The organism is Apibacter sp. B3919 (assembly GCF_026537405.1).
Taxonomy (GTDB): Bacteria; Bacteroidota; Bacteroidia; order Flavobacteriales; family Weeksellaceae; genus Apibacter.
The window spans coordinates 105,155-118,597 of record NZ_JAFNMG010000005.1; the positions used below are offsets into that span (position 1 = coordinate 105,155).

9 protein-coding genes are annotated in these 13,443 nt (G+C 27.6%); 3 read left to right on the plus strand and 6 right to left on the minus strand.

From position 1 onward, the window contains the following. Nucleotides 1-23 precede the first annotated feature (23 nt). On the minus strand, nucleotides 24-494 hold the full coding sequence (locus tag J3U20_RS08940; RefSeq protein ID WP_160542938.1) for a GNAT family N-acetyltransferase: 471 nt from the start codon (nucleotides 492-494) through the stop codon (nucleotides 24-26). Further along, complete coding sequence (gene fbp / locus J3U20_RS08945) at nucleotides 481-1,491, minus strand: class 1 fructose-bisphosphatase (RefSeq protein WP_105296477.1); 1,011 nt, start codon at nucleotides 1,489-1,491, stop codon at nucleotides 481-483. The genes J3U20_RS08940 and fbp overlap by 14 nt, the downstream gene beginning before the upstream one ends. A gap of 255 nt (nucleotides 1,492-1,746) precedes the next feature. Here fbp and J3U20_RS08950 point away from each other — a divergent pair, with 255 nt between their 5' ends. From J3U20_RS08950 to J3U20_RS08960, 3 genes are all read left to right on the plus strand, one after another. Continuing rightward, a complete protein-coding gene (locus J3U20_RS08950; protein ID WP_160542939.1) occupies nucleotides 1,747-2,994 on the plus strand; it encodes an aspartate kinase in 1,248 nt (415 codons plus the stop codon). A gap of 4 nt (nucleotides 2,995-2,998) precedes the next feature. Further along, nucleotides 2,999-4,825, plus strand: a complete 1,827-nt coding sequence (locus tag J3U20_RS08955) for a lysophospholipid acyltransferase family protein (RefSeq protein ID WP_160542940.1) — start codon at nucleotides 2,999-3,001, stop codon at nucleotides 4,823-4,825. 1,200 nt (nucleotides 4,826-6,025) lie between these two features. Continuing rightward, nucleotides 6,026-7,219: a phosphoglycerate kinase gene (locus J3U20_RS08960; RefSeq protein ID WP_160542941.1), complete on the plus strand. Its 1,194-nt coding sequence runs from the start codon at nucleotides 6,026-6,028 to the stop codon at nucleotides 7,217-7,219. Nucleotides 7,220-7,539: 320 nt separating this feature from the next. Here J3U20_RS08960 and J3U20_RS08965 read toward each other — a convergent pair whose 3' ends face one another. From J3U20_RS08965 to J3U20_RS08980, 4 genes are all read right to left on the minus strand, one after another. Next, complete coding sequence (locus J3U20_RS08965; RefSeq protein WP_160542942.1) at nucleotides 7,540-8,352, minus strand: class I SAM-dependent methyltransferase; 813 nt, start codon at nucleotides 8,350-8,352, stop codon at nucleotides 7,540-7,542. 91 nt (nucleotides 8,353-8,443) lie between these two features. Beyond that, complete coding sequence (gene mnmG, locus J3U20_RS08970) at nucleotides 8,444-10,312, minus strand: tRNA uridine-5-carboxymethylaminomethyl(34) synthesis enzyme MnmG (protein ID WP_160542943.1); 1,869 nt, start codon at nucleotides 10,310-10,312, stop codon at nucleotides 8,444-8,446. A 45-nt stretch (nucleotides 10,313-10,357) separates the two neighbouring features. After that, nucleotides 10,358-10,774 carry an rRNA maturation RNase YbeY gene (gene ybeY, locus J3U20_RS08975; RefSeq protein WP_160542944.1) on the minus strand — a complete coding sequence of 139 codons (417 nt, stop codon included), beginning with the start codon at nucleotides 10,772-10,774 and terminating at the stop codon, nucleotides 10,358-10,360. A gap of 231 nt (nucleotides 10,775-11,005) precedes the next feature. Next, nucleotides 11,006-13,243: a patatin-like phospholipase family protein gene (locus tag J3U20_RS08980; protein WP_160542945.1), complete on the minus strand. Its 2,238-nt coding sequence runs from the start codon at nucleotides 13,241-13,243 to the stop codon at nucleotides 11,006-11,008. Nucleotides 13,244-13,443: the final 200 nt, after the last annotated feature.

Genomic DNA, 13,443 nt, shown 5'->3' on the forward strand with positions numbered 1-13,443 from the left:
TTTTACTTTTTTTTATATGAATATTAGTTTTCTTTCTTTACCATCTCAATATGCTCAATATGATCTTCAAAATAAATTTCTCCTTCAGTTTCAAATCCAAATTTTTTATAAAATGGAACTGCATAATATTGGGCACCGATTCTTATCGGTTGTTTACCATGAAGTGTAAATAATGACTCTATGGATTTTTCCATTAAAATTTTTCCTAAACCGGTAGAACGATATTCCTTACAAACTATAATTCTTCCAATGGAAGCTTCATTAAATGAAACTTTTTCAGGAAAAATCCTGGAATAAGCAACTAATTGTTCCCCTTTATACAGTAATAAATGATGCGCTTTATAATCTTTATAGTCCAAATCCTGGTATGAACATTTTTGCTCGACTATAAATACTTCATTTCTTAATCGTAATAAGTTATACAATTCGTCTAAAGTAAGTTGATCAAATTTTTTTAAAACATAATCATAAGGATGAGTGCTACTCTTGGGCATCTTTCATAAATTTTTCTACTTTTTCAACCATTTTTTTTGATCCACAAACAAATGGTGTTCTTTCATGCAATTCAACAGGATTTAAATCCAATATTCGTGTAAAACCATCACTGGCACTTCCTCCTGCTTGTTCCGCAAGGAATGCCATAGGATTACATTCATATAACAATCGTAATTTGCCTTTAGGGGCTTGTGAATAGGAAGGATATAGGTAAATGCCTCCTTTCAACATATTTCTATGAAAATCGGAAACTAAAGATCCGATATAACGGGAAGTATACGGTCTATTTTCTTTTTCTTCTTGACAATATTTTATATAATTCTTAATTCCTTGAGGAAATTTAAGATAATTTCCTTCATTTACGGAATATATTTTTCCATCTTCAGGTATTTTAATATTAGGATGTGAAAGATAAAACACTCCCAAAGCCGGATCTAAAGTAAAACCATTTACACCGTTACCTGTTGTATATACTAACATTGTTGATGAACCGTACACTATATATCCGGCTGCTACCTGTTTATTTCCCGGTTGTAAAAAATCTTCCAATGTTACCGGTCCATCTTCCGATATTCTTCTATAAATAGAAAAAATAGTTCCAACATTAACATTTACATCGATATTGGAAGATCCGTCTAAAGGATCAATTAATACCACATATTTACTGTTATGTGAATTATCTTTAGAATTTATACTGATGAAGTCTTCATTTTCTTCAGAAGCAATTCCACAAACGACTTCTCTATTTTTTAAGGCTCCAATAAATACATCATTGGCAAACACATCTAATTTTTGTTGCTCTTCACCTTGTATATTCTGATTTCCAATTGCTCCAATAATATCAACAAGCCCAGCTTTATTAACTTGCTGATTAACAACTTTACTGGCTAATCTTATTGCTCCTAAAAGGCGTGACAACTCTCCTGAAGAATATTTAAAATCTGCCTGTTTATCAATTATAAATTCGCCTAAAGTCTGTGAGCTCTTCGATTTCATATTTTATATATTTAGTTTTTTGAATGTTCCAAATATATTGATTTTTGGTTGTACTTTATAAGTAATATGCAGATTTGTCATATATTTGCTGAAGGTCTTTTAATATTTAAAATACTTATTGTACTGTTTATCATTATAATATAAATTTTAAGTCTATTAATACGTGAATTCCCGATGTGTAAAAATTCTTTTTTCACAAGATTTATTTATGGGAAAATGTGTTTTTTATATATTGAAAATATATAACTATCATTTATGAAAGTTTATAAATTTGGAGGTGTTTCAGTACAAAATGAAAAAAATGTACGTGCTATTTTAAAAGTTTTAAACCAAACCGGATACAAATCAACCATTATTGTTGTCTCGGCCATGGGTAAAACGACTAACGCATTAGAAGATGTTATTCAAGCATACTTTCAAAACAATGATACTTATAAACTATTAATAGACAGAATAGAGGAGGAGCATTTAGAAATAGTTAAAAAATTATTTTCTAATTATACGGAAGTTTATAACGATATTAAGAATATTTTTAAAAATTTGCGATCTTTACTAATTAACAATACATCTGATAATTTTAATTTCTTATACGATCAAACGGTAAGTTTTGGTGAAATTATTTCATCTAGAATTTTAAGCTCTTTTTTAAATTATTCAGGAATTACCAATACTTGGATTGATAGTAGAAATTATTTAAAAACTGATGATAATTATAGAGAAGGGACTATAGATTGGGAACGTACGCAAAAACAATTTGAAAATTTTGATACTTCTCAAACATATGTTACTCAAGGTTTTATAGCTTCGAATTCCGGCAATTTTACTGTAACTCTGGGAAGGGAAGGTTCAGATTATTCTGCTGCCATAATTGCCTATTGTTTACATGCAGAAGGTGTTACCATTTGGAAAGATGTTCCGGGAATTATGACCGGAGATCCTGACTACTATGAAAATGCTCAATTATTAAAATCTCTTTCCTATGAAGAGGCTATGGATATGTCATTTTTTGGAGCATCCATCCTTCATCCGAAAACCATTTTTCCTTTGTATAAAGGTGAGATTCCATTGAACATTCGTTCTTTTTTAGAACTTGAAAATCATGGAACTTATATTACGAAAGGAATTAAGGGAGATCCGAGCGTTTCTTGTTTCATACAAAAATTAAATGTACATTTGCTTACTATTTCTTCCATTTATTTTACTTATAATCTGGAAGATACTCTTTGTATACTCTTCAAACAACTTACTGAACTGAATATTAAAACTAACATGATCAAGGTTTCTGCTTGTTCAGTTTCACTGGTTATTGAAGACAAATTTAATTCAATTAACATTTTACTGAATATACTCGCAAATTCTTTTAATGTAACATTAGAAGAAAATGTGCGTCTATTTACGATAACGAATAGTTCACAAAAAATACGAAATAATTTTAAAAAAGGAAAAACAGTTTTATTAGAACAATTGGTAAAACAAACTTACCAAGCAATTGTAAAAGAATAACAATATGAGTTTAGTCACCTTAGAGGATATACAAAATACTTTAAACCTAAAGAAATTTGGTTTTATTGGAAAGGGTATAGCATGGACCCTTATGAATGTTTCAAAACTTGGTCATATAAATAAATTCTGTACTGAAAATAAAGATTTACCTACCAATGAATTTCTTACTGCAGTTTTAAAACATTTAAAAATTAACTACGAAATTCATGAAGAAGATTTAAAAAGAATTCCTGAAAAAGGACCTTTTATAATCGTTTCCAATCACCCTCTAGGAGGATTAGATGGCATAATTTTAATGAAAATTGTTTCAGAAATTCGTCCGGATTTTAAAATAATGACTAATTTTTTATTGCAAAAAATTGAACCTTTAAAAAAAGTTATTATTCCTGTTAATCCTTTTGAAACCAGAAAAGATACTTTTGACAGTAAAAAAGGTTTTATTGAAACCTTGCGTGTCTTGAAAGATAATCATTGTGTTATCATTTTCCCGGCCGGTGAAGTTTCTCATTATTACCCGGATACCAAAGAATATCAAGACAGAGAATGGGTAGAAAGTGCCTTAAAACTTTTGAAAAAAGCTAAAGTACCCGTAATTCCTGTATATTTTCATGCGAGAAACAGTAAGTTGTTTTATAAAATGTCTAATATTCATCCGGATTTACAGACTGCGATGCTGCCTAGAGAATTGGTTAGAAAAAGAAAAGCGCCTATTAAAATACGAATCGGTAAACCTATTTCAGTTAAACAGCAAGATGAATATACAGATATCAAGTCTTACGGTAATTTTTTAAGGAATAAGGTATATATGCTTAAATCATTCTATACTACGGTTAAGAATCCATTTAAAAATATAAAGTTCCTTTCAGTATCAGCAATGACTAAGTCTGCTAATTCCAATGAAGTTAAGCCTATTATTAAAGAGACACCTCATGAATTAATCTTAAAAGAAGTTGAGCTTTTAAAAGAAATTGATTGTGAACTATTTTCCAATTCTCAATATGAAGTCTATTTAGCTAAACCTGAAAAAATACCTAATATCTTACGGGAAATTGGCCGATTAAGAGAAATTTGTTTTCGCGAAGTGGGAGAGGGAACCAATGAACCTTTTGATCTGGATGAATTCGATCAAATTTATCATCACTTATTTTTATGGGATAAAGAAAATAAACTTATCGCGGGTGCTTATCGAATGGGAATGGGAAAAGAGATTTATGAAAAATACGGAATAAAAGGTTTTTATACTGCTTCTCTTTTCGAATATGATTCGGAAGTACATCCTTTCTTTAAAAAAATCATTGAAATGGGTAGGGCGTTTATTTCCAGTGAATATCAAAAAAAACCTATGCCCTTATTACTTTTATGGAGAGGGATTGTACACGTTTGCTTAAGAAATCCGCATTATAAATACCTGGTGGGAGGTGTAAGTATAAGCAATCAATTTTCCAACTTTTCAAAATCGATAATGGTTGAATTTATGCGTTCTCATTATTTTGATTCTTATGTTGCTCAATATGTACATTCAAAAAATGAATTTAAAGTTCATCTGAAATCCAATGAAAAAGATTTATTCTTTGATGCTGCGGATAATGATCTTAATAAATTTGACAAGTTAATCGATGAACTTGAGCCAGATTTAAGACTTCCCGTATTGATCAAAAAATATTTAAAACAAAACGCCCGTGTTATTGCTTTTAATGTCGATCCTAAGTTTAATGATGCCATTGACGGATTGATGTATATTAGAATAAGTGATATTCCGGATAGTACTATTAATCCGGTATTAGAGGAGTTAGATTCTATGGACAAAAAAAACCAAAAGGAAGAAAAATAAACAATTGTTAACAAGTTTATAACTATTCAATTGAAACAAGATTACTAATTGCTTTTATTAAAGTACTCTATACTTAGATTTTCAACACCTTACTAATGTTGAACTTTTTATAAAAATTTAATCTACTATTTTAAAAAGGTAAATAGCTATTATTTACCTTTTTTTATTTCTATACTAGGATTATTTCACATTCTTCCATCCTTTACTAATATTGAGCCTGTCTACAAGCTTATTTAAAGGCTTTATCTATGTTTTCTTTTTTAATAATTATCCCAATAGATAACTGTTCATAAATTAAAAAATACCATAAATTAAAATTAGAATAGTTATATCATATTATCATAAAATGATTATTGATTGTATATATAACTAAGCCTTAATAATGTAAAAATTTATTTTTAATGTTTATTTTGATTTAATTTAAATAAATAAATATAATTAATGTTAGAGCTGTTTATAGTTTATAATTTTAAAATATAATTTTTTAACTACAGAAATGTTTTAAACTTCTAAACTATACTTATAAATTTTAACCTAATATAATATATTAACTATCAATATTTTACAAAATAATACATATATAAGTAATTAATTATGAATTAATTAATAAACATGTTAATAACTTAATTTATTTCAAAAATTCCTTCAATTATATAATTGACTGTAAATCAATAAAATTATATAATTATTATTAAAAATTATTTTTATTAACTCATAAATTTTCAATAAGTTAAAACAATATTAACAATTTAAATAAATTATTGTTAACATTTTTAAACAAAAAATTTTGCTTCAAGAATTACAATTTCCATTTATAAAGATTTAAGATTTTTCCAAATATTTATAAAACTTTTTAAAAATGAATTTTACCTTCCTTTTGATAAGTTTAATAACAGTTACTTTTTAAACAGTCACTTTATTAATAACTTCTAAAAATTGTTGATAAGTGATTTAGTTTATTGATTTATACTTATTTATTTTCAATAAATTTTGTTAATATCATATTTAGAAATATTAATAACTCACTATTTCAAAGTTATTAACATATTAACAGGTCTATTATTACTATTACTTTAAATTTTATTTAATTAATTAAAAAAAGATATATAAATAATAATTAATTGTGGAAAAAATTCAGGTTTCAAAATTTCTCTTTTCGTTTTTATGAAGGTATATTTGTAAGAAAAATAAGTAAAAATTATGAAAACAGTTAATGATTTCAATTTCAATGGAAAAAAAGCATTAATTAGAGTTGATTTTAATGTTCCTCAAGATGAAAATCTTAAGGTTACTGATAATACAAGAATTGTTTCTGCTAAGCCAACTATAGATAAAATATTGAAAGATGGAGGTTCTGTAATATTAATGACGCATTTAGGCAGACCTAAAGGTCAGGTTACAGATAAATATTCTTTAAAACACATTGTTGATGAGGTATCCAAAGTTTTAGGTGTTCCTGTTAAGTTCGTTGATGAATGTGTAGGGCCTAAAGCCGAAAAAGCTGCAGCAGATTTAAAACCCGGTGAAGTTTTATTGTTAGAAAATTTACGTTTTCACAATGAAGAGGAGAAAGGAGATGAAGGATTTGCTAAAGAATTAGCTAAGTTAGGTGATATTTATGTAAACGATGCATTCGGAACTGCACATCGCGCTCATGCATCTACTGCTATTATTGCTAAATTCTTCCCTTCTAACAAATGTTTTGGTCTTTTGATGGCCAAAGAGCTTAATGCTATTCAAAAAGTCCTTAAAACAGGCGAAAAACCTGTTACGGCTATATTAGGAGGTTCTAAAGTTTCTTCTAAAATTACTATTATAGAAAACATCCTTCCGGTGGTTGATAACTTAATAATCGGAGGAGGAATGACCTATACTTTTATTAAAGCTCAAGGAGGTAAGATTGGAAACTCTATCTGTGAAGATGATAAACAAGAACTGGCATTAGATATTCTTAAAAAAGCAAAAGAAAAAGGTGTAAAAGTATATCTTCCGGAAGATTCTGTTATAGGTGATGACTTTTCAAATGATGCAAATAGAAAAGTAGTCGATACTAATGATATTCCTGACGGATGGGAAGGTTTGGATGTTGGACCTAAAACTATTAAAACATTTTCTGATGTTATTTTAGCTTCAAAAACCATATTATGGAACGGACCTTTAGGAGTATTTGAAATGCCAAATTTTGCCGTTGGTACCAAAGCTATTGGAGATGCTATTGGTGAAGCCACTAAGAATGGAGCTTTCTCCTTAGTTGGAGGAGGTGACAGTGTAGCATTTGTTAAACAAAATAATTATACTGACAAAGTTAGTTACGTTTCTACCGGGGGAGGAGCAATGCTTGAATCATTAGAAGGTAGAGAATTACCCGGAGTAGCAGCTATTTTAAATGATTAATATTAAAATCTAGCATTATACAATATAAAAAAAGAAGCTTGATATTTCAAGCTTCTTTTTTTATATGTTAATAACTATTCAAAGTAACTTTAATTATATTTATTGTTCTAATAAAATAAAAAAAAAAAACTATATATTCTGTATAAATAAATTTATATCTTTGGTAATATAAAATATAATATACATTATTTTATATCAAAAATATTATTTTTATAGATTTATTTAATAAATATTTAAAGTTTTAAACATCTACTATTACAAATTATCCTCTTTTAAATTTTCTTACTTATTGATTTGAAAATAAAAATTTTGTGAAAATTTTATTTTTTTAAAATGTAAATAACAGATGAATAATTACCATCATTCATTCCTTTTAAGTTTGATAAGGCAGCAATGAATGGAAATCTAAAAATTCCTAAAGGATTATTCATATAATTTTCACTGATCAAAGAAATATAGAAACTATCAAAGGGTAGGGGATACGTGTGAATTACTTCAAACTTTTGATTGTTAAAAAAATCGATGGCACCTTTTTTAGAATAATGAAATATATGTCTAGGTACATCCCAGGCTGCCCAATATTCTCTATAAAATTTAGCATCAAAAGATTTGTAGTTTGGAACTGCTATTACTATATATCCATTATTTTTTAATTTTAATCTTAGTTTTGACAGGATTTCTTCCGGATTAGAGATGTGTTCTAATACATGCCAAAGTGTAATGACATCTAAAGAATTATTTTCAACAGAATCTAGTGAAGTTGTTATACGATTCTCACCAATTTTAGATTTAGCAGTTTCTGCAGCTTTTATATTTGGTTCGAAACCTATTATTGAGAAGTTTTTATCTTTTATGAATTTTAGGAACGTTCCATCTCCACAACCATAATCTAATAATGTTCCGGATGTTTTGTATTTATTAATAATCTTTAATTTATATTTTTCATTCAGTTTTTGAATTAATAAATATATTTTTGATTTTAAAGACTGATCTTTCGAATGGGATAAATATTTTTCACTTTCATAATATTTTGTTAGATCTTCAGGTATTTGGGTAGTTTTTAAAATATCGGTATATTCAGATTTTTGAATTTCAAAAATTTCATTAGATAAGAAGTGATCTTTAATTTTCATTTTCAATTTTGTATATATATAATATCATATAGTAAAATATTTAGGATTATAAATAAATGTTCCACGTGGAACATTTATTTATAACTTTATATTACCTACCCATGTAAATTAATAAAACATTTATATCGGATGGAGATACGCCACTTATTCTACTGGCTTGACCTATAGTCTCAGGTTTGAATTTCATTAATTTTTGTTTAGCTTCAGTAGAAATACTATTTAATATTGAATAGTCAAAATTTGAAGGGATTTTTATATTTTCTAATCTATTTAATTTTTCAACATTTTCAAGTTCTTTGTCAATGTAGCCTTTATATTTAATTTTAATTTCTACTTGTTCAAGTACCTCATCCGAAAAATGATTTGATTTGATATAATCATTTATAGAGGATATGTTTTCTAAGTCTTTTAAGTATATATTAGGTCTAACCAAAATACTGTCAGCTTTTACAGTTTGAGAAATAGGTGTTGAATTTTTTTGTAGTAAAATTGGATTAGTTTCTTCTTTGGTTATGGATGTTGATTTTATAAATTCTATACAATTATTCGTTTGCTTGATTTTCTTATCTAAATTTTGCATTCTTTCAGATGATGCTAAACCAAGTGTATAACTTAATGGCGTTAATCGTTCATCGGCATTATCCTGTCTTAAGCTCATTCTATATTCTGCACGTGAGGTAAACATTCGATAAGGTTCTTCAGTTCCTTTGGTAATAAGATCATCAATTAATACCCCAATATACGCTTCATTCCTCTTAAGTACCAACGGCTCTTTATTTTGAATTTTAAGTGATGCATTAATACCGGCCATCAATCCTTGAGCTGCTGCCTCTTCATAACCCGTTGTACCATTAATTTGTCCCGCAAAATATAAATGATTAATATTTTTAGTTTCTAATGTATTTTTTAATTGAGTAGGAGGGAAGTAGTCATATTCAATAGCGTAACCCGGTCTGAAAAATTTAGCTTTTTCAAATCCGGGTATTAGTTGTAAAGCTTTAATTTGTATATCATCCGGTAAAGATGTACTAAATCCGTTGATGTAAAATTCAACAGTTTGCCAGCCTTCCGGTTCAGCAAATATTTGATGTCTTTCTCTATCTGCAAATCTGTTAATTTTGTCTTCAATCGAAGGACAATATCTTGGACCTGTACTTTTAATTGTTCCATTAAATAAAGGAGATCTTTCAAATCCTTCACGTAAAACTTCATGAACTTTTACATTAGTATAGGTAATATAACAACTTCTTTGTTTGTCGAGTTTAGGTGTATTAGTATAGGAAAATTTTTGTGGATTAGTATCTCCTTTTTGTTCTTCCATTTTTGAGAAATCTATGCTTCTACCATCTACCCTGGGAGGTGTTCCTGTTTTCATTCTACCGGCCTCAAATCCTAATTTAACTAGATTTTCAGTGATTCCAAATGCTGCTTTTTCACCCATTCTACCTCCGCCGAACTGTTTGTTTCCAATATGGATTAAACCATTTAGAAATGTTCCATTAGTTAATATTACAGCTTTTGAATAAATAACAGCTCCCATATAGGTTTTAACACCAATAATTTGATCATTTTCTGTTAATAACTCAACAACCATATCTTGAAAGAAATCAAGATTTGGAATGCTTTCTAATTGTAATCGCCATTCTTCCGAAAATCTCATTCGATCAGATTGCGCTCTTGGACTCCACATGGCAGGTCCTTTAGATAAATTAAGCATTTTAAATTGAATCATAGTTTTATCAGTAACGATACCTGATAATCCGCCCAAAGCATCGATTTCTCTAACTATTTGTCCTTTTGCAATACCTCCCATAGCCGGATTGCAAGACATTTGTCCAATAGTCTGAAGATTCATGGTAATTAGTAGTGTTTTTGAACCTAAATTGGCAGCAGCAGCGGCAGCTTCTGAACCTGCATGTCCACCACCTACAACAATAACATCGTATTTTTCTAATATCATTTTAACAGATGTTTCACGTGAAACAAAATTTTTTATAATTAATTTTTAATAATTTTTATATAAGTCTATATAAGTATTTTCCTTTTTTCTCATAAGTTCAATATCTTTTTCCAATTTATCTTTGTACCCGATGATATGCAGAACTCCATGAACTAAAACACGGTTTAATTCATGATCAAAGTCTTCATTATTAATTACTGCATTTTCTATAACTCTGTCTGTGGAAATGAATATATCACCCGAAATTAATTGGTTTTCTTTATAATCAAACGTAATTATATCCGTGTAATAATCATGATTTAAATATTGAATATTAATTTCTAATAATTGTTCATCAGAGCAAAAAATATAATTTATATCTCCTACACGGCAGGCTTCTTGTTCTATAACTTCTTTTAACCACTTTTTTCTTTTTAATTTATTTTTTAAAATAAAATCATTATTTGAAAAATAATTTATCATTTTTTGTTAATTTCTACTTAGCTAAATTAATATTTAAATTCTGAAATTTTAATATAATAAAATTCTTCATACTAATTACTAATACTATTAAATTTTATAATAACTTTTACAATTAATACCAAGTATAATTTCTGTATAAATTAAGAGAAAATGTTTATAATGAATAAAAATTTTTTAAATAAAGTAATTTTACATAAATAGGATTGAAAAAAATGATAGGTAACTATTTTGTTAAAACCAATATCCTAAACCAACACTAAATACACCTTTGTTTTGATTGGTAGAAAATGTGTATAATAAGTTAATAGGTCCAAAAGGACTGTCATATCCATATCCCACTCCATAACTAAAATATTTGTATTTAAAATATCTTATATCGTTAAATTCATCTTCAACGTTAGCCATGTCTGCATAAATTTTCACATAATGATTTTTTAAGATTTTATAGTTTAAAGAAGAATATAATGAGAATAGTTGATCGCCGGATTTATAGGCAAATGGTAATCCTAAAAATTTACTGAAATTTAAAAAATCTTGTTCAAAATAGCCACCGTTAAAATATTTGTATTGTAAAGAAGGCGTATTAAAAGATACTCCTAAAAAATGTTGATTTTCTAAAGCCAATCGATGCCCGAAAGGGATTGAATAACTTAATTGAGTTTTAATTGTGGAAAATTTTTCAAAATTAGGAGCATTAGAATAAAATATATATTTAGCAGAGGCATCTAGTTTAAAACCTTTAAAAGGAAAGTTAGAGTTATCTCTCGTATCGGCCTTTATATAAAAATAAGGATTATAAAAAAAACTCTCGTCCTTATTAAAATTTTTGTGATCTACTTCGTTAATTCGATCGTAGGAAAAGGGTGAGATGCGCATATAACTATATTCTATACCGGTACCAACGGCATATTTTTCATTTAAGGTTGACTGTAGATAAAGTTGTTGATTAAAGTATCGAATACGATTAAACGAATATTCACTTCTTTTTATATCGGAATAATTAAAATTAAAAGAATTAAAAGTTGTATTAGATCCAATACTTGGTAATATTCCATTATCAATATAATAATTTATATTAGTTCTGAAATTATTTCCGAAAATTACATCAATAGATAAATTGGAATTATTTAATATAAGCTTATTTAATGTAACATTAGCTAAAAGAGAAGTTTTATACACATCATCGTAATGGATTCCAAATTTTATGGAATTATTATCTTTTTTATCCAGATATAAGTTAACTTGTTGATTTTCATCAAAATTTTCGGAAGAAAGCTCATAAAAAACCCGATTATAATTTCCCGTAGAATATAAAGCAGAAATTCCTTTATCTAATTTGGTAATAGATGTATTTTGAGGTAATTTCAAACCTAATTTTCTTTTTATATAAACAGAATCTTTAGAAGAATTACCAATAATGGAAAGTTTAGTAATAAATAAATTTCTTTCTGAAGGTAGTTCCTGTATTCTCGGTCTATTGATAGTATCAAAACCTTGTAATTTTGCAATTTTTAATAGCTCAGGAAACGCCTTTTCTCCGGCTAGTTTTCCTTTATGCAAAATGGAATCCTTTTTATCAAAATCGGTTACCTCATAATTCTTTACATCAGGTCGAATTAATAAATCTACATAACTTCGTTCGAAATCCGTTTTAATATTGATACGATAGCTAATAATTTGACTAATAATATTTAATATTGATTTAATTTCATTCGCTTTTTGTAAACCATTACCTAAATCAACTCCAATTATGATATCCATTCCTTTATCTCGTAACGCTCGGGAAGGAAAATTATTTACAATTCCACCGTCAATTAAGGTTTTATCATCAATTTTAACCGGTTCTATAAGAGAAGGATAAGCACCACTTGCCAAAACACTGAGAGGAAGAAAACCTTTTTCCATTTGCTCTTCGTCACCGGTTTCTAAATTAGTTGCTATGCATAAGAAAGGTATCGGTAGTTTAGAATAATCATGAATATCATGAACATTGTACAATAAATTAGTTAAAAGCATTAAAGGTCCTTGTCCCTTACTTAAAGCTGATGGAAAAACTACTTTAAAATTAGAAATAGGTAAAGTTAAAATATATTTTTCTCTGTAAGATTTATCAAAAAAAGGAATAAAATTTCGATTTCTGTCCTGTAAAAAAAGTTCGTTAAAATCAATGCTTCTAATGATATTTCTCATTTCTTTAGGAGAATATCCTGCAGCATATAATGAACCTACTATGGCACCCATACTGGTTCCGCTTATATAATCAATTTTAATTCCTGCTTTTTCAATAGCCTCTATAACTTCCACATGAGCGAACCCTTTGGCACCTCCGCCACTAAGAACTAAACCTACTTTGGGTCTACGATTTAAAGAATCCTGAATTGATATAAAAGTTGAATCTCTATTTATACCGTAAAATAAATTTCCTATTAGTAAAATAAAAAATAGTAAGTATTTTTTACAAAATTTCATAATAGCAAATATATTAAAAACATGTAATTTATATAAGTAATAATAAAATAGAAAGAATTGGTAAGTTTTTTTTAGATTTACTTAAAAATATACTTAGTATTACATTTATTTTTAAAATCTATTTTAAAAGGAAAGATGGTACTATTCATAAAAATGAATTTAAAATTTATAACTATTAATTGAGATATAGCGATTAAAAT